The following is a 23,427-nucleotide window of genomic DNA, read 5'->3' on the forward strand; positions in this document are numbered from 1 at the left end:
CCTGGGCTCCCGGGCGGGACGGGCAGGAATCGGGCGAACGGGATGCCCGACCGGCTCCGCTCAGGGAGTGGGGCGCGTCAGACGACGCCATCGAACCAACCGCGGAAATCCTCGCAGTCGCCGCACCTCAGTCAAAGCCGAGATCGCAATGGCGGGGCTTCGCCGTCACCGCAGATCAGCGCTTCTTCACGGCGCGTCCGGGGTCGAGTGCGCTCGGTGAGCTGGAAGGCTTTGGATCGCCGCTTGCTGGTGCAGGGACGGTCTCATCCTGCGCCGGTTTGGCCCCGTCGTCTTTCGGTATGCCTTTCCCCGGCCTTGGGCGGCTATCGCTTGTGCGCCCGGCCTGCCCCGTCGGGTTGGTGTGTTTTGCATTCATGTCAGCCTCCGCGGTTGTCCAGGATTCGACCCATTCACCTGAAAGTTCCATGCTCGCGCGATACACGACGCCACCATCTTCCCGGCGAACGGTCACGGTGAACAATCGATGGTCGCCGTTTGGCATCACCGCGCGCGCCATATCGGGCAAGGCGTCCAAGGCCGATCGCCGCGCCTCGCCGTCACTGGGAAGCTCGATTCCGTCCTCGTCGTTCTCGACGAAGTCACCATCCGTGCTGTCGAAGAAATAACGGGTCATGTTCAGTGCCGCCTCACGGGAGACAGGGCGCCTCCCACTGGCAAACGTGTCTGACGGCATCGCGTTCCCCCGGTCAGCACAAGTCCCCGTACAATCGCCCGAGCCGCATTCGAGCTCGCAGGCGGTCGGCCTTGAACAGAGGCCGGCCCCCAGTGCGCAGCTGCGACCGGCAGATGCCGGTCTTTCCAGCTGGTCGGCAGGGGAAGATCGCTCGACTGCTCGCAGAGGCCTCCTCGCCCCTAGCCCGATCGCCTCGCGCGGTTCTCGAATCCGACCGGCTCTCAATGAAAATGCCCGCCGCCCCTTTCGGAGCGGCGGGCAAAACTCGGCGACCACAGTCGCTGGATCTAAGACGTCAGCCCTTGGTCACGATCGGCGAAGCCACCGGCGGCGGGGCTTTACCCTTGCCCTTGCCATACATATCGGCGGCACAGCCCCCAATACCCATCAGCCCCACAGAAACGGCCAGAACCAGTATGGTTTTCATATCGGTTATCCCTCGTTGCCAGGACGACGACGCCGCCCATTCGATGCCGTGTGACGGAGGGGAAACTACCATCTCCCCGATCGGTTCCATCGATTGAGGAAGTTATCGGGTGAAGGTTAACGAAAAAGACTCACCACCTCCTTGGAGATCGCGGGCCAGTTCCTGGGAATTCTCGCTGATCACTATTGAACGAGCAGACCCGTCTCCGGTTCCCGACTGGCTCTCGGCGCCCCCTCGCCCATCAGCCTAGGCGAGCAGAGTGCGCATATCGGTGATGCCTTCGAGATTTCGTATATCGCCCAGCAATTTCGATGGTTCTGCCGATAGAGTGCCTGCAAGCCTCAGGAATTTCGCGTCGAATTCCGCTGCGGTCATCGGATCGCTCGGCGCGCCGCGGAAATCCTTGCGGGTGCCGTGGAACTCCGCCTGGTTCTTTAGGATGACGGTCATCCGGGTGGCCCAGCCTGATCCCGGTTGAAGGCTCTCCTCGTTCAGCGTCACCTGGACCTTTTGTGCCAGGGCCGCGATCTTCGCATCCTCGTGAGGGTTGTTCAGGAAGGAATTCGGATCGCTCGGGTCGCGATAGGCTGCGGTCGCCAGACAGAACGGCAAGCTGTACTGCACCGTCGTGATGTCCTGAGCCCTGGTGAGATTGTGGTGGCTCAGCACCTTTTCGCTGCTCGCGACTTTGATCTGCGCGATGTCGTCCCCCGCGAAGCCATGCTGCTGCTTGAGTTCGACCAGCGTGCGGACAGGCGTATGGGCGGTGATATGGCAGGGGTAGCACTTGGTGCAGATGCGCGCGGTCTCCCAGGTCTCGCCCAGGCCGCGCAGCAACTCCTCAAGCTTCGGGGCGCGCGTAAAGGCTTCAAAGAAGCCGAACTTGCCCTCCAGGATGACGTCGGGCCCGCTGAAGCCAGCGGCCGCGAGGCGCGCGGCCATCACGCCGCCTTCGGAGGCGCGGCCGGTATGCAGCCTTTTGATCATGCCGCCATTGCCCGCCTTCGCGAAGGCGAGCAGACCGGAGCAGAGCGAGCCGGCGATGCCGAACGCGGCATTCATCTGCTGCGCGTTCAGGCCCAGCAGGCGCCCGGCCGCGATGGCCGAGCCGAAGGTCCCGGTCAGCCCGGGCGAATGGAAGCCGAGCTTCTCGGCGGTATTGTCGGCCGCGATGCCGATCCGCGACATGACCTCCGAGGCCGCGACAAAGGCCGCCAGAACGTCGCGGCCGTTGGCCCCCACCTCCTCGGCGACGGCGATCAGGGAGGGGACGATCGTCGATCCCGAATGCACGCCGGCGCTCGGCTGGCGCAGGTTGTCCATCTCGAAGGCGTGAGCCAGCGTGCCGTTGGCGAGCGCTGCGAAGGGGGTGCTGACCTTGTAGTCGGTGCCGATGATCGTGCTCGTGCCGCCGCTTCCGTAGAGCCTGGCATAATCGATGACGATGCGGCTCCACGGCAGCGTCGAGCCGAAGGTCATCACCCCGACCGAGTCGATGATGGCGTTGCGTGCGGCTTCGACGATGGCTGCCGGAATGTCGTCATAGGAGAGGCGAATGGCGAACTCGGCGAGATCGCGACTGGGGGACGTCATCTAGGGCTCCGTGAAAACATAACGGTCGAGAGCGCCGCATTGCGGCGGTGGGAAGGGTTCGATCAGCTGTGCGGAGCCGATGCCGCCGCCAGGTTTCGTTTGGCGAAGGCACGGCGCAGCAAGGGCGAGAGCAGGATCACCGCGGCCATGACGAGGAGCACGGCCGAGATCGGGCGCGCCACGAGGATCGTCGGGTCGCCGTTCGACATCGACAGCGACTGGCGCAGTGCCCGCTCCATGGCATCGCCGAGGACGAAGCCGAGGATCAGTGGCGATGTCGGGAAGCCGAGCTTCTGCATCCCGTATCCCATCAGGCCGAACCCGACGAGGATCCCGACATCGACCATGTTGCCCGAGACGCTGTAGGCGCCGACGATCGCGACCCCGAGGATGATCGGGTAGAGGACATAGAGCGGAATGCGCAGGATATGCGTGAACACCCCGATCAGCGGCAGGTTCATGATCAGCAGCGCGATGTTGCCGACATACATGCTGGCGACGAGGCCCCAGAAGATGTCGGGCTGCTGCGTCATCAGCAGCGGCCCGGGCTTCACGCCCCAGAGGATAAGGGCCGACATCAGGATCGCCGTCGACGATCCGCCGGGGATGCCGAGCGTCAGCAGCGGCAGCAGCGCGCCGCCCGTGTCGGCATTGTTCGCCCCTTCGGGCGCGGCCAACCCCTCGGGAACACCGGTGCCGAAGCGCTCGGGATGACGGGAGACGGCCTTCTCGATGCCATAGGAGACGAAGGAGGCGATCGTGGACCCTGCTCCCGGCAGCACCCCGATGATGAAACCGGTGACCGAGCCGTTGAAGAAGGCGAAACGGCAGGCCTTCAGCTCCTCGCGGCTCGGCAGCAGATTGCGCAGCCCTTTCGGGATCTTCAGCATTTCGACCTTTTCACGTGCCTCGACGCTGAGCAGGATCTCGGCAATCGCGAAGACGCCGATGGCGAGGGACATGAACTCGATGCCGCCGAGCAGCGCGCTCTGGCCGAAGGTGAAGCGTGCCTGCGCGGTGAAGAGGTCCGTACCGATGCTGGCAAGCCAGAGCCCGACCAGTAGCGCGAGCAGGGTCTTGAGGACGTCATCGCCAGCGAGAAGCACGACGAGCGACAGCCCCATGACCATCAGGGCGAAATATTCCGGCGAACTGAAGGACAGGGCGAAGGCGGCGATCGGCGGCGCCAGAAAGCTCAGCAGCACGACCCCGACCGTGCCGGCAATGAAGGAGGAAATCGCGGCAATGCCCAAAGCCGGCCCCGGGCGCCCCTTGCGGGCCATCTCGTAGCCGTCGAGGCAGGAGATGACCGACGAGGCCTCGCCGGGCATCTTCAGCAGGATCGAGGTCGTCGAGCCGCCGTATTTCGCGCCGTAATAGATTCCGGCCAGCATGATGATGCCGCCAGTCGGATCCATGTTGAAGGTCATCGGGAGCAGGATCGCGATGGTCGCCGAGGGCCCGAGCCCGGGGATGATGCCGATGATCGTGCCCAGGAAGCAGCCGACGAAGCACCACATCAGGTTGGCCGGCATCAAGGCGACGCCGAAGCCATGCATCAGTCCGTAGATTGCGTCCATGTCTCAGCGCCCCTTGAACATGCCGAGGGGAAGATCGACGTCGAGCAACACCTGGAACAGCAAGTAGAGCCCGCCCGTGATCGCGACAGCGGCGACCACACTCGTGATCAGGGGCTTGTGGAAAATCACCTTGATGAGGAAGAAGGCGAACAGGAAGAAACCGCCGAGGAAGCCCAGGAGCATCATCGCGGGAATGCTGGCCGCCAGGGCCAACCAGGTCGCCATGGCCGCGCGCCGGCCCTCGGGATCGACGGCCGGCGGCTCACCCGCAGCGCTCACTGTCCGCCGCCCGAAGAGGCTGCGGCCGAGCAGGACGAGCCCCAGCACCAGCATCAGGCCGCCATAGATCAGCGGGAAGAAGGCGGGGCCGGGTCCGGCAGCGCCGTAGACGCCCCAGGGCACCGCGGCCGTGACGATGTAGATGCTCAGGGCCGTTATGAAGAGCCCCGACAGCAGATCGCCATACGGCGTTTTGCCAGTCATCATGTCAGTCCTTCTTGGCCACTTGCGGCCGCGCTCAGCCCTCCCGGCGCAGCCACAAGGGCCATTGCGCCGGCTGGTCAGGCTCTCGTCGCGCTTTGCAGAGGGGGGAAACGGCTCTCGCCGGTCAGCGCACGACTTCGATATTCGCGCTCTTCAGCGCGGATTTCGTGCTGTCTCCGAACTTCTCGAGAAAGGCCGCGAGGTCGCCAGCCGCAATGAACGAGCTCTCCAGCCGCGCCTCGCGGACATATTGCTTCCAACTCGGCGTCTCGACCAGCCTGGCCAGCAGATTGCGATAGTATTCAGCGGCAGGCTTCGACATGTTCGGCGGGCCCATGACGCCGCGCGGCTGCAGCGGAATCGGAATGTCGTAGCCGGATTCCCGGATGGTCGGGACATCGGCCGGGAAGGACTCGACACGCTTGTCGGCGACCTGGGCCAGCGCTCGCAACTTACCGGATTCGATGAAGTCCCCGATCTCAGAGCCATCGAGCACCAGCGTATCGACATGGCCGCCGAGCAGCGCCGAGATGCGCTCGCCGCCGCCGGGGAACGAGATCAGCGGCCATTGCGCGCCGGTGTTAGCCACCAGCACGTGGCGCAGCATCGCGTCGCGGCCGAGCGGCGTGCCACCGGCCTGCTTGCGCATGTTCGGCGCGGCCTTGGCCGAGTCGATGAAATCCTTGAGCGATTTGAAGGGCGAGTCCGCGCGCACCATGATCAGCGCCGGCTCGAAGATCAGATTCGCGATCGGCGTCAGGCCCTGAAGCGAATTCGTCGCATCTTTCTGGACCAGGTAATCCGTCGTCCAGTTACTGGCATAGACCGCTAGCGTGTAGTCGTCGCCATCCTTGCTGGTCGTGAAGTTGATCGCATTCGTGCTGCCGCCACCGGTCTTGTTGACGACGACGAAGCGGACCGGAGCCAGCTTCTCCTTGTCGATGATGTTGATGACGGCCCTGGCGAAGACGTCGGAGCCGGCGCCCGGACCAGTATGCACCACGACGGAAACCGGTTTCCGGGGGACCCAATCCTGCGCCGCGGCGGGCGCCGCAATGCCGATTGCCACCGCTGCAGCGGCAGCCAGTCTTGTGACAATGTTCATGTCGTTTCCTTCCCGTATTGTCGCCAGGCGCCTCGACCGAGCCTGTGCTGCGATCGGGCCTGTGCTTTCTGCGGGGTGCTGGTATCGTGTCGGCGAACCGTCCCCGTCGCAGACTATCTGCGCGCTGCATCAGCCCTTGTAAAATGCAATGATTCGAGCGATTAATGCGTTTCTTGCATTAATGGCGAGCGCATGAATATTTCATTCCCGGATCTCCGCAGCTTCGTGACTCTGGCCCATAGCGGGAATTACCATCACGCCTCCCTGGCACTTGCCTGCTCGCAGCCCGCGCTGACCCGCCGGATCCAGAAGCTCGAGGAGACGCTCGGCATCCAGCTCTTCGACCGCACCACGCGCAACGTGACCTTGTCGGCGGTGGGCCGCGAATTCCTTCCCAAGGCACATGCGCTGCTCGAGGAATTCGATGCGTCGCTCCTCTCGATATCGGGCATGGCGGAGAAGACGGCCGGGCAGATCACGGTCGCATGCGTGCCGACGGCAGCGCATTACTTCATGCCGAAGGCGTTGGCGGCCTACAGCCCGAAATTGCCGCATATCAAGGTGAAGATCGTCGACGAGCCCGCCAATGTGGTGCTGACCTCGGTCCTGGCCGGGGATGCCGATCTCGGCCTGGCCTTCGGCCGCGATCTCGGCGACGACATCAGTTTCGATCTGCTGATGGAGGACCCCTATGTGGTGGCTTGCCGGCCGGACCATCCCCTCGCCCTCAAGGCCGAGGTCGACTGGAGCGACCTCCAGCCCTATCCCTTCATTCGCGCCGGGAACAACAACGGCAACCGGCTGCTGATCGATCTCAGCCTGTCTCGAGGCCAGGCCCCACCGAAATGGCTCTACGAGGTCCAGCATCTCGGCAGTTCGCTCCCCCTTGTCGAGGCAGGACTGGGCATCAGCGTGGTCTCGACGCTGCTGAAGCGCCTGAACCATAACCCCAACATCGCATTCAGGCCTCTGGCGAACCCCGTTCTCAGCCGCCGAATTGGCATTCTCCGGCGCGCGGGCGGCACGCTCTCTCCTGCTGCCCAGACCTTCTATTCCGTATTGAAGGAGGTCTGGAGCACGAGCCCCAGGGAAACCGGCGCCGGACGCGAGAACGGCGCCGGTTGAGACGGCCTCAGGACGGCTGCGCCACGGGGCGCCGTCAGATACGAGGCCAGTCCCCCGATCGTTGTCGGATTTCAACCCGAGAGCGCCCGCCACATGCCACCGGCTCGTGCCGGGCTGGCGGATGATCATGCGTTCGGCGCTGACGACCCCATGCTGGCCCTCGCAGGAATGTGCGACGGCGATATGGGCGACCTCGTCGGGCAGCGCGCTCAGGCTTCGGATTTGTCGACGCGCAGGTAATCCATCGAGGCAAGCGCCTTCTGGATCGATTTCAACATGGCGTTGACGGGCGCGGTCAGGCCGCCATCGGGATAGCTCGCATAAACCCTGCCATGGTTGAGATCGGGAACGGGCCGCAGGACCTGGACACGCCCGGCCAGGACATCAGCCTCCATCATCTTGGCGGGCAGGACGCCGAGTGCCGCCCCCGACGAGACGAGATGGCCGATGACGGCAACGCTGCTGCACAGGTCGAGCCGCTGCGGTTCGAGGCCCGCCGTCGCAAACCAGTCCTTGATCTGGCGAAACATCGCCGAGCGCGGCTGGTTGCTGACGATCGGCAGGCGGTAAAGATCGGCCGGCCTGACCTCCGGGCTGAGCCCCCAGGCGACGGAGGCGACCCAGGCCGTGTCCTGGACGCCCAGTGGAAACAGTCTCATGCCGTGCCGTCCGGTCGGGTTGACCAGAACTGCCAGGTCGAGATGGCGATCGTTCAGTTCGCGTTCGAGTTCATAGCTGATCGAGACGACATATTCCGGCTTCAGCAGCGGATAATCCTCGCGAACCGTCTCGAGCAGCCGGGGCAGGCAGGTCATCGCAAAACCCTCGGCAAAGCCGACGCGGATGCTGCCGCTGACGGCGGCCGGATCGGTCTGGAGCCTGATGCGGTCGGCCTCCTCGAGCAGGGCCGCCGCACGGGGCACGAGGGCGAAGCCCTCGGCCGTCAGCGCAAGGCTGCGCCCGTTCTTCTGGAACAGCGTGACGTCCAGCGCCTTCTCGAGATCGCGCAGCCGCAACGAGATCGTCGGCTGCGCCATGTGCAGATGGAGGGCTGCCTTGTTCAGGGAACCAAGCTGCGCGGTCCAAAAAAACGCCTCGAGCTGGGCGATCGTGAAGCGCATCTATCATTTTTCCAAATATGTCTGGCTCAAATAAACAAATTAGATTTGGTTTGCAAAAGACAATAGCGTCCCGGCCACTTCCGAAGAAACCAGCCGGGACACGCCTTGGACACTGCCGTCGATCGCATCGAGCTCTTCATCCTGTCCTGCAAGCTGCCGGAGACGATCGGCAATGCCGCGCGCTTCTTCGATCGTCGGGAAACGCTGTTCGTGCGGATCACGACGCGCGGCGGCGCCGTCGGCTGGGGCGAGACCTGGGCGATGGCGGCCCCGGCAGCCGCGCTGATCCAGACGGTGCTGGGGCCGGCGCTGCTCGGCGAGGACGTCCGCCATCCCCAAAAGACCTGGCGCAAGCTGTCGCGCTTCATCGTCAACGACCGGCGCGGGCTGACGCATATGGCGATCAGCGCACTCGACATGGCGGTCTGGGATGCCTGCGCCCGTTCGGCGGGTGTTCCGCTCGCGAACAAACTCGGCGGCGCGCTGCGCGAGCGGCTTTCCTGCTATGTCAGCGGGCCGTTCCTGAAGCCCGGGGCCGACCCTTACGCCCATTATGGCGCGGATATCGACGGCTACCTCGCCCAGGGCTTCCGCACGATCAAGATCCGCGCCGGCATCGGCTCAGGCGCCGATGCCAAGCTCGTGGCCGAGACCCGTGCCCAGATCGGCGACGGGATCGGGCTGATGGTCGACCTCAACGAAGCCGGGGACGTTGCACAGGCGCTCGATTTCTCGCACCGCGCCGCCGATGCCGACCTGATCTGGTTGGAAGAGCCGATCCTGCACGACGACATGCCCGGCTGGAAGCGCATCGCGGCTGGCACGGGCATGGCACTGGCTGGCGGGGAATCGCTCTACGGGCTTCCCGGTTTCCGCGACGCGCTATGCGCGGGCCTGTTTGCCGTCGCCCAGCCCGATCTTGCGCTCTGCGGCGGGCTGACCGAGGGCTTGCGCATCGCGACGCTTGCCGAGGCGTTCAATGTTCCAATCGCGCCGCATGTCTGGGGTGGTGCGATCAATTTCAACGCCTCGCTCCATTACGCGGCGACCTTGCCCAACCGCACGCGGCCGGGCAACCGCTTCCCGTTCTTCGAATATGACGCGTCCTTCAATCCGCTGCGCAGCGCCTTCGCCGAGTGCCCGCTCGACGATGACGGGCAGGTCGCGGTCCCGACCGGACCGGGCCTCGGCATCGAGATCACCGAAGCGCAGCTCGCGCCCTTCCTGAGTGCCAGACACGAACTGCGCTGAACCAAGCCAAGAGCAACAAGACGACTGCAAAGGGAGAAGAACAATGAAGAGCCTGTTGAGTTACACCGCCCTGGTTGCCGGCCTGTCGACCTTGTCGCCGGCCTTCGCACAGACCGAGGTCCAGTTCTGGCACGCCATGGCCGGCGAGATGGGGCAGCGCGTCGAGAAGCTCGCGAGCGACTTCAACGCCAGCCAGAAGGACTTCAAGGTCGTCGCCGTCTACAAGGGCACCTATCCCGAGGTGATGACCGGGGCGATCGCCGCCTTCCGGGCGAAGCAGCCTCCGCATATCGTCCAGGTCTTCGAAGTCGGCACCGCGACGATGATGTCGGCCAAGGGCGCGATCTATCCCGTCCATGAGCTGATGAAGGAGCAGAGCGCGCCGTTCGACGCCACGGCCTATCTGCCGGCGGTGTCGGGCTATTACTCCGACGTGAAGGGCAACATGCTGTCCTTCCCCTTCAACTCCTCGACGCCGATCCTCTATTACAACAAGGACCTGTTCAAGAAGGCGGGGCTCGACCCTGAGGCCGCTCCAAAGACATTCGCCGATCTCGAGGCCTACGCCAAGAAGCTCCAAGCGGCCGGCGTGCCCTGCGGGTTCACCACGGAATGGCCGTCCTACATGCAGTTCGAGAATTTCTCGGCCTATCACAACCAGCCGATCTCGACGAAGGAGAACGGGCTCGCTGGCCTCGATGCCGAGCTGAAGCTGAACGGGCCGGTGCAGGTCAAGCATCTGCAGAACCTCGTCGACTGGCAGAAGACGAAGGTCTTCGACTATGGCGGACGCGGCGACAGCTCGAAGCCGAAATTCTTCTCCGGCGAATGTGCGATGACGGTGTCCTCGGCGGCGGCCCGTCTCGGCATCGTCACCAACATGAAGGCCGAGGTCGGCATGGCGCTGCTGCCCTATTACGCCGATGTCCAGGGCGCTCCGCAGAACTCGATCATCGGCGGCGCCAGCCTCTGGGTGCTGCGCGGCCAGAAGCCGGCCGACTACAAGGGCGTCGCGCAGTTCTTCGCTTATCTCTCCAAGCCCGAGGTCCAGGCCTGGTGGCATCAGGAGACCGGCTACCTGCCGATCACCACGGCCTCCTACGAGCTCTCCCGCAGCCAGGGCTTCTATGACAGGAACCCCGGCACCGATGTTGCGGTGAAGGAGATCAACCTCAATCCGCCGACCGAGAACTCGAAGGGCTTGCGGCTCGGCAATTTCGTGCAGATCCGCGCCGTGATCGAGGAGGAGATCGAGAACGCGCTGCAGGGCAAGAAGACGCCTCAACAGGCGCTCGATGCGGTCGTCACCCGCGGCAACGAACTCCTGCGCCAGTTCCAGAAGTCCAATTCCTGATTACAGGGGGGCTGCCGCAACGCGGCTGCCCCCTCACCTGCGAGGACCACGCCCATGCGCGGCAAGCGCGTTACCTTTCCCGGCATGGCCGTGCCGGCCATCCTGCTCGCTCCGCAGCTGGCGGTAACCTTCGTCTTCTTCGTCTGGCCGGCGATCCAGTCGCTGCGCAGCGCGCTGTTCCGGCAGGATGCCTTCGGCATGTCGGAGGAATTCGTCTTCCTGGACAATTTCATCAAGCTCTTCGCCGAGCCCGATTACGGCCAGGCCTTGGGCCTGACGCTGTTCTTCGCGCTGGCGACGACTGTATTGTCGATGGGCCTGGCGCTGCTATTTGCGGTTCTCGCCGATGGCGTCGTCAAGGGCGCGGCGATCTACAAGTCGCTGCTGACCTGGCCCTACGCGGTCGCGCCCGCCATCGCCGGCGTGCTCTGGTGGTTCCTGTTCAATCCGACCATCGGCATCTTCTCGCGTGCACTGGCCGCGATCGGCATCGACTGGAACCATCACCTCAATTCCGGGCAGGCGCTGGCATTGGTGATCATCGCCTCGGCCTGGAAGCAGCTCAGCTACAATTTCCTGTTCTTCCTCGCCGGCCTGCAGACGATCCCGAAATCGCTGCTGGAAGCGGCCGCGCTCGACGGGGCCGACGGATTCGTGCGCTTCCGCAAGATCGTGCTGCCGCTGTTGATGCCGACGACCTTCTTCCTGATCGTGACGAACCTCGTCTACGCCTTCTGCGACACCTTCGCGGTCATCCACGCGACCACCGGTGGCGGCCCCGGAACGGCCACGACGACGCTGATCTTCAAGATCTATCGCGACGGCTTCGAATCGCTCGACCTCGGCGGCTCGGCTGCGCAGTCAGTCATCCTGATGCTCCTGGTCGGCACCCTGACCATCATCCAGTTCCGCTATATCGAGCGGAACATTCACTATTGAGCCGGCGATGAGCAGCACACGTTTCCGCATCGTCGCCAGCCATGCCGCGCTGATCATCGGCACGGCGCTGATGATCCTGCCCGTCTACATGGCGTTCGTCGCCTCGACGCATGACCTGTCGCGCAGCCTGACCGGCCTTCCGCTCTGGCCCGGCGCCCATCTCATCGACAATTACGGGCAGGTGCTCGGGGAAGGCATGCGCTCCTATGGCCTGCCGCCCATCGGGCCCATGCTGTTCAACAGCTTCGTCGTCGCGCTGGCGATCACCTTCGGCAAGATCGCGGTCTCGATCCTCTCGGGCTTCGCGATCACCTATTTCCAGTTCCCGTTCCGGATCCTGGCGTTCTGGATCATCTTCGCGACCATGATGCTGCCGGTCGAGGTGCGGATCCTGCCGACCTACGAGGTCGTCGCCGGCTTCGGCATGCTCGACAGCTATACCGGCCTCTCGCTGCCGCTAATCGCGAGCGCCACCGCGACCTTCCTGTTCCGCCAGGTCTTCATGACGGTGCCCGATGAGCTGACCGAAGCGGCACGCATCGATGGCGCCGGGCCCTGGCGCTTCCTGTGGTGGATCCTGATCCCGATGTCGCGCACCAACATCGCCGCGCTGTTCGTGATCACCTTCATCTATGGCTGGAACCAGTATCTCTGGCCGCTGCTGATGACCAAGGACGTGTCCTATTACACCGTCATCATGGGCATCCAGCGCATGGCGCGGGCCTCGGACTTCCAGCCGCAATGGCATCTCGTCATGGCGACGGTGATCCTGGCCCTGCTGCCGCCGGTCATCGTCGTGGCGGCCATGCAGAAGCAGTTCGTCAAGGGACTGTTCGAAACCGAGAAATAGCGCTCTTCGCAATCCTGCCGTGGATGCCGAAGACGCCGGAGAGAAAATCGCATGTCCCTGTCGCTCTATGCCCCGCCGCCGCTGGTCGAGACCGAAGTCTACGCAACGCTGACCGACGAGTTGCGCAAGCCCTCGACGATCGCGCTGGGCTTTGCCGAGAGCCAGCCGCCCGGCAGCTCCATGACCTCGGTGCTGGAGGGCCCCTCCTTCGACCGCGACGGCAATCTCTGGTGCGTCGACATCCCCAACGGGCGTATTCTCAAGCTGGACCGCGAGCGTCGCTTCCATCTGGTCTGTGAATATGACGGTTGGCCGAACGGGCTGAAGATCCATCGCGACGGGCGCATCTTCGTCGCCGACCACAAGCACGGCATCATGCTGCTCGACCCGGTCAACGGCCGGATCGAGCCCTATCTCGTCCGGGCCGGCATCGAGCGTTTTCGGGCCGTCAACGACCTGTTCTTCGCGGGCAATGGCGATCTCTACTTCACTGACCAGGGCTTCAGCGGATTGCAGGACCCGAACGGCCGTGTCTTCCGGATGACTGGGGATGGCAGGGTGACCTGCCTGATCGACACCGTTCCGAGCCCGAACGGGCTGGTCATGGACCTTGAGGAAACGGCGCTCTATGTCGCGGCCACCCGCGGCAACAGCGTCTGGCGGCTGCCATTCCTGCGCGACGGGTCCACCGCGAAAGTCGGGATTTCGATCCAGCTCTCGGGCGGCACGGGCCCCGACGGACTGGCGCTGACCGGGGATGGCGGACTGGTCGTCGCCCATATCGGCATCGGCGCGGTCTGGGTCTTCGACCGGACCGGCCAGCCGCTCTATCGTGTCCAGTCCTGCAAGGGCCTGCACACGACGAATATCGCATTCGGCGGCGTCGACGGGAAGGATCTCTTCATCACTGAATCCTCCTCCGGGACGATATTGAAGGCCCGGCTCCCCGTGGCGGGAAAACCGATGTTCTCGAACCACTGAACGCGCCCACCAGGGGACCTGGCTTCCGTTGGCAACGGCTGGATACGGCGACCGCATGGATGTGGCTGCATTCATTGAAAAGCGCGGTCTGAAGCCGAGCCCGATAGATCAGGTCCGAATCTGGCTCCTGCTTGCACCAGCCGTATGACCCAAAGGCAGCCGCTCCGCCCCAGACGTGCAGCTCTTCCGGACACAGGACAGCCGGCCACGATCCGATGCCAACGTCTGGAGCGCTATAGTGTCTTGCGAAGAATCCATTCGCCATGGGGCGTGGTTTCATTCGCCTCTGTGAACCCGAGCGAGAGGTAAAAGCCCAGGGGGCTGTGCTGGCCCCGAACGACGCTGGTCATCACGGTGTCGAAGCCGAGCGCACGCAATTCCGCATAGGCCTGCTCCATCGCGGCGCGAGCATAGCCTTTCCCTTGGTGCCTCTTGTCGACCATGAAGCGCCAGAGATAAGCCGATTTCGGCCGTTCCCCACTCCGCCAGAGGATGAAGCCCACGGGCTCATCGCCTGCATAAACCGCTCGAAACACCGACGTCGGCTCGAAATGGGCCTGTGCTATCGATACAGCCACCGGCGCGACATAGGCGCGCTGTTCGTCAGCGACCTCCAGGCTGCAGATCGCTCGAACGGTTGCAGCGGTCACGTCGCGCAGCTCGACGCCCATGCTCGCCCATCCGCTTCCCGCCCGATCTCGATGATCTAACCTTATGTGTCTGCATCGGCTTTCCCGAAAGCTGCAATCCACCTTTCGGGCCGATGCTTTAGCAGCAATCGACGCTGGCTCGTCCTGCTCGACGAAAGAGACCCGCCACCCCTCTTGGGATGGCGGGTCAGTTCATGGGAATCCTCGCGGATTACTGTGGAACCAGCGGGTGTGGCTTTGGTTCCCGATGGCGGGTGCCGGCAATGCCCCGCTGACGATGACGTCTCCGATCAATCCGTTCATCCAACCGCTCGTGCTCCCGGCCGCATCGATGCTGTTCACCGCCCTTGTCAGACGGTTCGGCCAGCGCGCGCCAGGCCATGCGACACGAGACGATCGAGGATTTCCGCATAGCTCACGCCGCTGGCAGCCATCGCCTTGGAATACATGCTGATATTGGTGAAGCCCGGAATCGTGTTCACCTCGTTCACGAGGCACTGCATATCCGCCGTCAGGAAGAAATCGACGCGCGCCATGCCATCGCAGCCGAGAGCCCTGAACGCCCTGGCGGCCATCTCTCGCATCTGCGCCTCGACCTCTGGCGGCAATTCCGCCGGCACCTTCAAGGCCGCCCCGTTCTCGTCGATATATTTGGCGTCGTAGCTGTAGAAGCCATGGCTCTCGGCCGGAACGATCTCTCCGGGCCGGGACACGAACAACCCGCCCATTTCATCTTCCAGAACGCTGAACTCGATCTCGCGCCCCTGGATGAATTCTTCGGCAAGCAGCTTGCGGTCATGCCGGAACCCTTCGTTCAGCGCGGGCCTGAATTCCTGGCTTCCGGAGACTTTTCTGACGCCGATCGAAGAGCCCTGCCGCGCCGGCTTGATGAAAAGCGGCAGCCCAAGCTCGCGCTCCAGGGCCGGAAGGTCAGGTGCAGTATCGTCACTGATGGTCACCGATCGGGCGACCGGAAGGCCGGCAGCCCGCAACAAGCGCTTGGCGATATCCTTGTCCAGTGCGGTCGCGGAGCCGAGGATGCCGCAGCCTGCGAGCGGCACGCGCGCGACTTCCGCCAGCCCCTGTATCGAACCGTCCTCACCGTAGAGCCCGTGCAGGACCGGAAACAGGATGTCGATCGTCCCGGCGTCCGTCATTCTGCCGCCGGCCTGGATCGCGATCATTCGCCCGCGGCCGCCCGGGACGAGGCAAATCTCCGTACCGCTCTCGGGCTTGGCAAGCATGCCGCCCTCGAAGCGGCTCAGCAGCCATTGCCCTTCGCGCGTCACGAAAATCGGAACCGCGTCGTATTTCGCGGGCTCCAGGGCATTCATCACATTGGTGGCCGACAGCACGGACACGTCATGCTCGGCGGAGCGTCCGCCGAACAGCACGGCAATCCGCAATCGGGGCGAAGACATCGACATCAGGAACTCCAGGGGATTCGCTTTGCAGGAGGCTCAAAGACCTGCCGCGATGCCGCGACGGACAAGGACGCGGTCGAAGACCGCCTGCAACGGCGCGGCGTCTGAGTCTCCATCCCTTCCTCCCTTCGCTGGCCTGCGGCGGCAATCTGAAAGTGGCTCGATTAAAATGCATCATTGATTCAATTCACAGAGCCACTATACGATTCCGGCCTGAGCCACTTGCCTGAGCCACTCCGATGCGAGGCTGGATGAATCTGAAGCGGCGCAGGGAAAGCCCATCGGCTCGCTTTCAGCCACGGATCGACCCGTCCTCGCCGGCATCCCTGGCGCGGCAGCTCTACCTCGCCCTCCGCGGTGCGATTGCCGACGGCCGGTTGGATGCGGGACAGCGGCTGCCCTCGACCCGCCTGGCATCGCAGGAATGGAAGCTGTCGCGCGGCACCATTGCCGAGGCCTATGAGATCCTGATCGCCGAAGGCTATGCCATCGCCCGTCACGGGTCCGGCACTTACATTTCTTCGGGCGTTCCAGATGGGCTTTTGCGGGCTGGCGAGCGCAAGGAGCCCGTGGGGCATGCGACCAGCCGCACGGTCTCGCAAGCGGTCACACGGGTTCTGACCTCCGGACCCAGCCTCGAACCCCAAAAGCCCCTGCCCTTTGTGACCGGCCGGATCGCTCATGATGAGCGCACCGCGGGCCTGCTGAACCGCATTGCCGGCCGACACATGAACTACGCCTTTGAAGGCTATGGCGATATTCAGGGGGAGCCGGCGCTTCGGGCTGCGATCGCCGCTCATCTGGCCGTCTCACGGGGCGTGCGCTGCACGCCCGATCAGCTATTCATCACGGCCGGAACACAACAGGCGCTCGATCTTGCCTTTCGCGTGCTGGCCTCCCCCGGCGACAGTGTTGTTGTCGAGGACCCCTGCTATCCGCCGGCCCGCCAATGCCTGACGCTCAATGGCGCGAAGATCGTCGGCCTGCCCGTGGATCACGAGGGGGTCATGACGGAGGTCCTGGCGACCGGCTCGCTGCAACCGCCGGCCCTCTTCTATGTGACGCCGTCAAACCAGTATCCGGTCGGCTCCGTTCTCTCCCTGCCGCGGCGGCTGGAGCTTCTCTCCTATGCAAGGGAACACGGAAGCTGGATCGTCGAGGACGACTATGACAGCGAATTTCGCTATGACGGGCACCCGATCGCATCCCTGCAGGGCCTCGATCAGGCCCATCGCGTCCTTTACACCGGCACGTTCAGCAAAGCCCTGTTGCCGAGCCTGCGCCTTGGCTATCTCGTGGTTCCGGCCGATCTCGTTCCGGTGTTCCGGGCCGTGCGCCCCGCGCTTGACCGTTGCCCGCCGACCTTCCAGCAACGTGTTGTCGCCGATTTTCTCAATGAGGGATATTTTCCCGCGCATCTGCGCCGCCTCAGGGAGCGCCTGCGCGCGTCGCGCGATCTGCTGACCGGCCTCCTGAGGGACCGTACCAGCGATCATCTTGCCGTCGTCGTTCCCGATCAGGGCATCAATCTCACCGCCCGCAGCACAGGAACCTGGAGCAACGACAGGGCCGTCTCCGCGGCCGCATTGGCGAAGGGCGTCGTCGTCATGCCGCTGTCCCGGATGAATGTCGCGTCCTCCGACACATCGCGACTGTTGCTCGGATTTTCCGGGCTTTCCGAGGAGGAAGCCGATCTGGGAACGCGGCTTTTGGCAGCGGTGTTCGATAGCGGTGATTTTCGCAAAGCTCCCGATTGAGGCGGCAATTCGCTCAGAAGGGCGTGAGGCCGGTATCCGACCGCTCAGCCCGGGTCTCGCGGAAACGCCTTGATGCCGGACGGCAGCGCGACCCATCCATGCCGCCGGATCTCATAGACGGACACCTCGGGCAGCGGGAAATCCGGGTCGCCGAAGGCGCCCACGGCAACCGATACGGATCCGGTACTGCCCTCCTCGGTTTGGTAGAGGTTGGTCCCGCAGCTTGGACAGAAGCGGAACCTGAACCTCGCTCCCTTGTCGCCAGTGCGAGTGTACTCCGAGGCCCGCCCCGACACGGTGTAGGGCGCGGCAAAGCTGGCCAAATAGGCAAAAGCGCTTCCCGTTCTGCTCTGACATGCAAGGCAGTGGCACAGGCCGACCCCACGCGGCTCGCCTTCGACAGAGATGCTCAGCTGGCCGCATGTGCAGGAGGCGATGCGTTGCATGGGGTCTCCCTGGCGTCAGGGCCACCGACGCTGGCGGCCGCTTCGCACCAGCATCGGCCACCGGCCAGCTGCGCGCAGCGGACGCCCGTTCGCCGCGTGGCATCCTGTTGCGGCGGCGCGCTACGCGTCCGCGGGGCTCAGTGCTTTGACGACCGGTGCTGGCCCGACTGGCGCTGCATCTCGCCGGCCAGCCTTGTCTCGGAAGGGTGCCGCGTGTCCGTCAGGGGCCTGCCGTCCCGCACGCAATAGCCCTGGGCCCGGCCCGCCAGGATCCATTGCTCGATCTGCTTGCCCAAAGCATCGCCCTCGTCGTCATGACCTGCGAGATAGTGCTCGCGCTGGGTTCGCTCCATGCGCTCCAGCACTGCCATCCAGTCTGCGTAGGTGGCTTTCGTCATCCTGGCCTCCCCTGCTGCAATCCCCGCGAAGCATGAATTGTGCCTGTCCGATATCCCTCCACCCCGCGCGAAATCGATCGCCGCAGTCCATCCCATCCGTGCCCGGTCCGGCACCAAGGGCTTGCCCTATTCCGACCACGCATCCTCGCCCGGTCAAACAAATATCCGTGTTGTTTCGCGGCCCGCTGATCGGGCTCGCTGATCGCCGGCGATCCCGGTCGTCCCGGGTGACGATGCGTTGCCCGGATCCGGTAATCCAGAGGGTGGGCACGTGGCACGCCCACACCGCAGAGGCAGCCCGATCCCGCACCTCGAACCTGCCCGAACGACCGTGCGGGCTGCACGTCAGATCAGGATCTGCTCAGCCCGCGGTTCCGGGTCAGTTCGACTGCGGTATGGCAGACCACCGCGGCGAAGATGACCGCGCCTCCGATGACCGTGGCAAGCGGCGGTTCTTCGGCCAGCAGGAGCCAGACCCATAGTGGGGTCATCACGATCTCGGTCGTCCCGATCAGCGCCGCCTCAGCAGGCGGCAAATGGCGTGCCCCCATGATGAACAACACCAGGGCGATCGAGAAATTCGTGGCCCCGAAGGCCGCGAGCACGACCCAGTTATGGATATCGAGCGAGCCTGCCGAGCCGAAGGGCGCAAACAGCACGAAGGTCAAAAGCGCGCTGACGATGATGGGCGGCAGCGCCGGCAGGTCCGGGTTCAGCCTTGGCAGCACGATGACCATGGCGAACGAGGCCGTCATGACGAGGGCGAGCAGGTCGCCGACGACCCGCCCGCCGCCGATCGACGAAGCCATGATGATGCCGACCCCGATCAGGCATACCAGGCCCGTCGCCAGCGTGCGCCAGGAGGCGCGCTCCTTCAGGAGCAACCAACCCAGCAGCGCGGCAATGAACGGTGCGGTTGCATAGATTGCGGCCACGTTGGCGACGCTGGTCGTGTAATAGGCACCGATGAAGCTCGCCTGGCTGATCGTCTGGCAAGCGATCATGGCCAATCCGGCCGGCTGCAGGACCGTCCGCCAGTGCTGACGCGACAGTCCGCCGCCCAGAAAGAGCAAAGGCCCGATCAGGAAGAGACCGGCGAACAAGGATCGCCATCCGATCGCCGTCCAGACATCGGTCGTCAGCAGACGCGAATAGAGTCCGCTGGCGCTCCAGCAGATCGTCGCCGCCAGAACGAGGAACGTCCCCTTGGAGCGGTCGTTCAATGATGTCGAATGGTGGGTCAAGCGCTGTGTCCGCCGATGCCGTAAGCGATCTGCCCCTGTCGGATCTTGTGGCGCCGGACTATGCGAATGTATAGTAACTATGCAAGCGCATAATCTGAATTGCCCACTCTGACTGCATCGGAGGCAACGTGGTGACGGTTTCATTCAGGCGTGCCCCTGACTTCAACCGGCGCGCCGACCTGATCGAGGCCGCGCTCGACTGCATCGCAGAGCTCGGGATCCAGGGCACGACCGTGCGCGCCGTGGCGGCCCATGCCGGTGTCAGCAACGGCCTGATCCGGCACCATTTCGCGTCGAAGGACAATCTGATGGTCGAAGCGTACCGTCGGACGATCGAGATCATCACGGGACCGCCTCTCGCGATCGTCGAGACGGAGGGCAGCGCGCATGAAAAGCTGCGCCGTTTCATCCTCGCGAGCATCAGCGGGCCGGTCGCCGATCCGCGCGTCCTGTCGCTCTGGGCGACCTTCATCAGCCAGGTTCCGATCAACCCTGCCTTCGCCGAGGTGCATCGCGACAAATATCTCGCCTACCGGCGCGCCTGCGACGTCCTGATCGGCGAGGTGCTGGCAGCCGAGGGGCGCAATCCGGGCGCCTCCGAGCGGCAACGCCTCAGCATCGCGCTCAACGCCGTGATCGACGGACTCTGGCTCGAAGGATGCCTCAGCGCAGAGGAAATCGACGAGAGGCTCCAGGCGGAGATCGGGATCAAGGCCATCGAAAGACTGCTGGACATCAAGCTTGGCCGATAAGCCAGATTCCCGCCCCGTTCCGCGAACCGGACTAGCCTGATGCCCCGATTGTAGCCTGGCAGCGCGGCGCCCGAACGCCGGCGCGCTCAGCTCTGGGCGCGGCGGGCCAGATAATGGTCGAGGCTCGCGCGCGTGCCGTCGCGCCAGTGCCGTTGCAGGGCCTGGCCGAAGGCCTCCCGGAAACGCGGGTCGTCTGCCAGGTCGCCATAGACGTCGCGCATCCCGAGCCAGGCTTCCGGCGCGGCCCTGGCCTTGCGCGCCTGCTCGGTCAGCCTTTGCCAGCTCGGATCGTTCGGCGCGATCAGCTTTCCGCTTTCGGTTTCGCCGTAGCAGTAGCGGCACCAGAGCGCAGAGACGAGCGCGAGCCCGTCGATGGCGCGACCTGCCTCGAGCGCATCGCGTAGCGTCGGCAGGATGAACTTGGGCTGGCGGTTCGATCCGTCCAGGCAGAGCCGGCGGATCGTGTCGCCGATCTTCGGATTGGCGAAGCGCCGTTCGATCGTCCGTCGGTAGCTCTGGAGGTCGGTATCGGGGACCGGCGGAACGAGTGGGCTGATCTCGTCCTCGAGCAGCGCCTGGAGGAAGCGCGCGATCTGCGGGTCTGCCATCGCTTCATGCACGAAATGGATATCGAGCAGGCCAGCGGGATAGGCGACCGCTGCGTGCCCGCCATTGAGGATGCGGATCTTCATCAGCTCGAAGGGCGCGACATCGGCCACGAACTGGACACCGACCTGTTCGAGCCGCGGCCGCCCGGCGGGGAAGCGATCCTCCAGCACCCATTGCCGGAAATCCTCGCAGAAGACCGGGCGTCGGTCGTCGATGCCGAAATCGTCGCGCAAGGCAGCGCGCTCCCGCTCCGAGGTCGCGGGCGTGATGCGGTCGACCATCCCGTTGGGAAAGGCGACGGCCTCGCGGATCCACTGCGCATCGGAGCGGTCCACAAGCTCCACCAGCCCGGCGACGGCGTTCTCCGTGACATGGCCGTTGCCCGGCAGGTTGTCGCAGGACATCACGGTGAAGGGTGCGATGCCGGCGGAGCGGCGCCGCAGCAGGGCTGCCCCGATCAGCCCGAAGGCGGTTTTCGGCGAGGCGAGACGATCGGTGGCGTCGGCAACGATGTCTGGATGGTTCGCATCGAAGGCCTGCGTCGCCGGATCGACGTAGTAGCCGCCTTCGGTGACGGTGAGCGAGACAATCCGCGTGCGGGCGTCGGCGAGGCGCGCCAGGAGCGCGGCCCTGTCTCCGGGCGCAATGAAATCGATCATCGCGCCGGTGATCCGCGCCTGCGAGGACGTCGCCTCCTGGGCGACGACCGTGGTCATGAAGTCCTGGGCGGCAAGATCGCGCCCCATCGCGGCGTCGCCCTCCTGCACGCCGGTCCCGATGATCGCCCAGTCGCGGTCGGCCCCGCTCTCGAAGAGCTCGTCGAGATAGCAGGCCTGATGCGCGCGGTGGAAATTGCCGACGCCGAAATGGACGATGCCGGCGCTGAGATCCTGCGGCTGATAACGCGGCCGGGAAACCGCGCGGCCGATCTCCCCCAGCCGGGCTCGCGACAGAGTGACGGCCATGGCCTCACCCGGCCTTCGCAGCCAGCAGCTGCAGCGCGAGATCGGGCCGGTCGCTGGTGATCTGCGCGACCGGCTGTCCCAGCCAGTGATCGAGCTCGCTCACGGTGTTCGGCACCCAGACGCCGAGCTTGTCGCGCCCGACGATGTCGAGGGCCCGATCGAGCGCCAGACGCAGCAGCGACTGCTCGACGGCAATGATGCAGCCGAGATCAACGAAGCGCCGCAGCGTCGCGTCGACACCGCCGAAGGCTTCGCAGGAGCGGCGATCGACCGAAGCGAGGCGGCGCATGTGAGGGGCCTTCGCCCTGATCTCCTCGATCACCTCGGGCACGAAGCAGGTCAGGACGACGCGCGAGGCCATGCCCCTGGCCTCGACCAGGGCGATGACCTTCTCGAGCAGGCCGGGATAGGGCTTGCCGAAGGCATCCATCTTCATCTCGATCTCGAGCTCGATTCCCGTCGGCGCGAAAACATCGAGCACGGCCAACAAGGTCGGGATCGTCTCGCCCAGCGTGTCGTGGAGCCGGACCTTGCGCAGCGCCTCGCGGGAGAGCTGGGCGACCGGCCCCTTATGGTCCGTCGTGCGCTCGAGCAGCGGATCATGGATCACCATGATCTCGCCGTCGGCGGAGAGATGCACATCGAGTTCGACCGCGTCGACCTTGAGCCCGCAGACGTTCCGGAAGCCGCTGAGGCTGTTCTCCGCCCAGATATTGCGCGCGCCGCGATGTCCGATGATCCGCATGATGGTAGCCTTGGGTTTGTAAGGTGCCGGTCGCTACTTGCCGCTGTCGACAAGCCCCTTCACGAACCAGCGCTGAAGGAGAAGGATGACGAGGGTCGGCGGCAGCATCGTCAGCAGGGCCGCGTTCATCAGCAGATGCCAGGTCGGCAGCGAGTCGGCCTGCGGCATCAGCTTCTTCAGCCCGATCACGGCATTGGCCATGGCGGGCTCGGTGGTGAGCAGCAGCGGCCAGAGATACTGGTTCCAGCCCATCAGGAAGAGGATGATCGCGAGCGCGACGATATTGGAGCGCGACAGCGGCAGCAGGATCAGGCGGAAGAACTGCCAGGGGCTGGCGCCGTCGATGCGGGCGGCCTCGCAGATCTCGTCCGGCACGGTCAGGAAGAACTGGCGGAACAGGAAGGTCGCGGTGGCCGAGGCGATCAAGGGCAGGATCAGGCCGGAATAGCGGTTGACCATGTTCCAGTCGAGATCGACCAGCACCTGCATGCCGAGCCAGGAGCCGAGGATGTTCAGCGGCAGCGCGACATTCGCCGCCGATTCATAGGTCGGGACGATGCGGACCTCGATCGGCAGCATCAGCGACATGAAGATCAGCCAGAACACGGTCAGCCGGAAGGGAAAGCGGAAATAGGTGACGGCGAAGGCCGCGATCACCGAGACCGAGAGTTTTCCGACTGTGATGCCGGTCGCGATGATGAAGGAGTTGAGCAGCAGCCGGCCGAAATTCGCGCTGTCCAGCACGGTCTGCAGGTTCGTGAAATAGGCGTCGCCAGGCAGCCAGGACATCGGCACCCGCATCACCTCCTGCTGCGTCAGCGTGCCCGTGACGAAGACGAAGTAGAGCGGCAGGCAGACCAGCGCTGCGCCGACCAGCAGGATGAGATGGCAGACGACATCGAGGACGGGTGTGCGCTCGTTCATGCTCAGGCCC

General features: G+C 64.6%; 23 protein-coding genes. 8 read left to right on the forward strand and 15 right to left on the reverse strand.

The features are described from left to right. Window positions 1–175: 175 nt before the first annotated feature. The 6 genes from AB4099_RS10990 to AB4099_RS11015 all read right to left on the reverse strand — a co-directional run bounded on the left by AB4099_RS10990 (window position 176) and on the right by AB4099_RS11015 (window position 5,882). Window positions 176–634, reverse strand: coding sequence for a DUF6894 family protein (locus tag AB4099_RS10990; protein WP_113517472.1), 459 nt, complete (start codon window positions 632–634; stop codon window positions 176–178). A gap of 355 nt (window positions 635–989) precedes the next feature. Next, the gene (locus tag AB4099_RS10995) at window positions 990–1,121 is read right to left on the reverse strand and encodes an ABC transporter (RefSeq protein WP_113517473.1); all 132 of its coding nucleotides are present in this window, start codon (window positions 1,119–1,121) and stop codon (window positions 990–992) included. A 246-nt stretch (window positions 1,122–1,367) separates the two neighbouring features. Then, on the reverse strand, window positions 1,368–2,714 hold the full coding sequence (locus tag AB4099_RS11000; protein ID WP_441478091.1) for an MmgE/PrpD family protein: 1,347 nt from the start codon (window positions 2,712–2,714) through the stop codon (window positions 1,368–1,370). 62 nt (window positions 2,715–2,776) lie between these two features. After that, window positions 2,777–4,294 carry a tripartite tricarboxylate transporter permease gene (locus AB4099_RS11005; RefSeq protein WP_441478092.1) on the reverse strand — a complete coding sequence of 506 codons (1,518 nt, stop codon included), beginning with the start codon at window positions 4,292–4,294 and terminating at the stop codon, window positions 2,777–2,779. Window positions 4,295–4,297: 3 nt separating this feature from the next. Next, the gene (locus tag AB4099_RS11010) at window positions 4,298–4,780 is read right to left on the reverse strand and encodes a tripartite tricarboxylate transporter TctB family protein (RefSeq protein ID WP_441478093.1); all 483 of its coding nucleotides are present in this window, start codon (window positions 4,778–4,780) and stop codon (window positions 4,298–4,300) included. 121 nt (window positions 4,781–4,901) lie between these two features. After that, window positions 4,902–5,882, reverse strand: coding sequence for a tripartite tricarboxylate transporter substrate binding protein (locus AB4099_RS11015; RefSeq protein WP_113517477.1), 981 nt, complete (start codon window positions 5,880–5,882; stop codon window positions 4,902–4,904). Window positions 5,883–6,074: 192 nt separating this feature from the next. Here AB4099_RS11015 and AB4099_RS11020 point away from each other — a divergent pair, with 192 nt between their 5' ends. Continuing rightward, window positions 6,075–7,007, forward strand: coding sequence for a LysR family transcriptional regulator (locus AB4099_RS11020; RefSeq protein WP_113517478.1), 933 nt, complete (start codon window positions 6,075–6,077; stop codon window positions 7,005–7,007). Window positions 7,008–7,216: 209 nt separating this feature from the next. Here the strand turns inward: AB4099_RS11020 and AB4099_RS11025 are convergent, their stop codons facing one another. After that, window positions 7,217–8,128, reverse strand: coding sequence for a LysR family transcriptional regulator (locus tag AB4099_RS11025; RefSeq protein ID WP_441478094.1), 912 nt, complete (start codon window positions 8,126–8,128; stop codon window positions 7,217–7,219). Between the two features lie 105 nt (window positions 8,129–8,233). Between AB4099_RS11025 and AB4099_RS11030 the strand changes: the two genes are divergently transcribed. Genes AB4099_RS11030 through AB4099_RS11050 form a run of 5 tightly spaced genes read left to right on the forward strand, consistent with a single transcriptional unit; the run spans window position 8,234 to window position 13,503 of the window. After that, a complete protein-coding gene (locus tag AB4099_RS11030) occupies window positions 8,234–9,379 on the forward strand; it encodes a mandelate racemase/muconate lactonizing enzyme family protein (protein WP_441478095.1) in 1,146 nt (381 codons plus the stop codon). A gap of 43 nt (window positions 9,380–9,422) precedes the next feature. Next, window positions 9,423–10,733 carry a sn-glycerol-3-phosphate ABC transporter substrate-binding protein UgpB gene (ugpB, locus tag AB4099_RS11035; protein ID WP_441478096.1) on the forward strand — a complete coding sequence of 437 codons (1,311 nt, stop codon included), beginning with the start codon at window positions 9,423–9,425 and terminating at the stop codon, window positions 10,731–10,733. Between the two features lie 54 nt (window positions 10,734–10,787). Next, window positions 10,788–11,672: a sn-glycerol-3-phosphate ABC transporter permease UgpA gene (gene ugpA / locus AB4099_RS11040; RefSeq protein ID WP_441478097.1), complete on the forward strand. Its 885-nt coding sequence runs from the start codon at window positions 10,788–10,790 to the stop codon at window positions 11,670–11,672. Between the two features lie 7 nt (window positions 11,673–11,679). Continuing rightward, on the forward strand, window positions 11,680–12,522 hold the full coding sequence (gene ugpE / locus AB4099_RS11045) for a sn-glycerol-3-phosphate ABC transporter permease UgpE (protein WP_113517483.1): 843 nt from the start codon (window positions 11,680–11,682) through the stop codon (window positions 12,520–12,522). 57 nt (window positions 12,523–12,579) lie between these two features. Next, the gene (locus tag AB4099_RS11050) at window positions 12,580–13,503 is read left to right on the forward strand and encodes an SMP-30/gluconolactonase/LRE family protein (RefSeq protein WP_441478454.1); all 924 of its coding nucleotides are present in this window, start codon (window positions 12,580–12,582) and stop codon (window positions 13,501–13,503) included. A gap of 233 nt (window positions 13,504–13,736) precedes the next feature. On the opposite strand, the gene AB4099_RS11055 is transcribed toward AB4099_RS11050, so the two are convergent. Next, entirely contained in the window at window positions 13,737–14,174 is a 438-nt protein-coding gene (locus tag AB4099_RS11055; RefSeq protein ID WP_441478098.1) for a GNAT family N-acetyltransferase, read from the reverse strand. 329 nt (window positions 14,175–14,503) lie between these two features. After that, window positions 14,504–15,580, reverse strand: a complete 1,077-nt coding sequence (locus AB4099_RS11060) for a D-alanine--D-alanine ligase family protein (protein ID WP_441478099.1) — start codon at window positions 15,578–15,580, stop codon at window positions 14,504–14,506. A 248-nt stretch (window positions 15,581–15,828) separates the two neighbouring features. Between AB4099_RS11060 and pdxR the strand changes: the two genes are divergently transcribed. Next, window positions 15,829–17,334 (forward strand): MocR-like pyridoxine biosynthesis transcription factor PdxR, encoded by a 1,506-nt coding sequence (gene pdxR / locus AB4099_RS11065; RefSeq protein ID WP_441478100.1) that lies wholly within the window; start codon window positions 15,829–15,831, stop codon window positions 17,332–17,334. A 44-nt stretch (window positions 17,335–17,378) separates the two neighbouring features. Here pdxR and AB4099_RS11070 read toward each other — a convergent pair whose 3' ends face one another. The 3 genes from AB4099_RS11070 to AB4099_RS11080 form a co-directional block, all read right to left on the reverse strand. After that, window positions 17,379–17,780, reverse strand: coding sequence for a GFA family protein (locus tag AB4099_RS11070; protein ID WP_113517487.1), 402 nt, complete (start codon window positions 17,778–17,780; stop codon window positions 17,379–17,381). A gap of 137 nt (window positions 17,781–17,917) precedes the next feature. Then, the gene (locus AB4099_RS11075) at window positions 17,918–18,178 is read right to left on the reverse strand and encodes a hypothetical protein (protein WP_113517488.1); all 261 of its coding nucleotides are present in this window, start codon (window positions 18,176–18,178) and stop codon (window positions 17,918–17,920) included. Between the two features lie 350 nt (window positions 18,179–18,528). Continuing rightward, window positions 18,529–19,422 carry a DMT family transporter gene (locus tag AB4099_RS11080; RefSeq protein ID WP_441478101.1) on the reverse strand — a complete coding sequence of 298 codons (894 nt, stop codon included), beginning with the start codon at window positions 19,420–19,422 and terminating at the stop codon, window positions 18,529–18,531. 131 nt (window positions 19,423–19,553) lie between these two features. On the opposite strand from AB4099_RS11080, the gene AB4099_RS11085 reads away from it, so the two are divergent. Continuing rightward, a complete protein-coding gene (locus tag AB4099_RS11085) occupies window positions 19,554–20,174 on the forward strand; it encodes a TetR family transcriptional regulator C-terminal domain-containing protein (RefSeq protein ID WP_441478102.1) in 621 nt (206 codons plus the stop codon). A gap of 86 nt (window positions 20,175–20,260) precedes the next feature. Here the strand turns inward: AB4099_RS11085 and AB4099_RS11090 are convergent, their stop codons facing one another. Genes AB4099_RS11090 through ugpE (AB4099_RS11100) form a run of 3 tightly spaced genes read right to left on the reverse strand, consistent with a single transcriptional unit; the run spans window position 20,261 to window position 23,417 of the window. Further along, a complete protein-coding gene (locus AB4099_RS11090) occupies window positions 20,261–21,748 on the reverse strand; it encodes a mannitol dehydrogenase family protein (RefSeq protein ID WP_441478103.1) in 1,488 nt (495 codons plus the stop codon). A 4-nt stretch (window positions 21,749–21,752) separates the two neighbouring features. Beyond that, complete coding sequence (locus AB4099_RS11095; protein ID WP_441478104.1) at window positions 21,753–22,493, reverse strand: glycerophosphodiester phosphodiesterase family protein; 741 nt, start codon at window positions 22,491–22,493, stop codon at window positions 21,753–21,755. Between the two features lie 33 nt (window positions 22,494–22,526). After that, window positions 22,527–23,417, reverse strand: coding sequence for a sn-glycerol-3-phosphate ABC transporter permease UgpE (ugpE, locus tag AB4099_RS11100; protein WP_441478105.1), 891 nt, complete (start codon window positions 23,415–23,417; stop codon window positions 22,527–22,529). Between the last annotated feature and the right edge of the window lie 10 nt (window positions 23,418–23,427).

The organism is Allobosea sp. 2KB_26, assembly GCF_052115715.1.
Classification (GTDB): Bacteria; Pseudomonadota; Alphaproteobacteria; order Rhizobiales; family Beijerinckiaceae; genus Allobosea.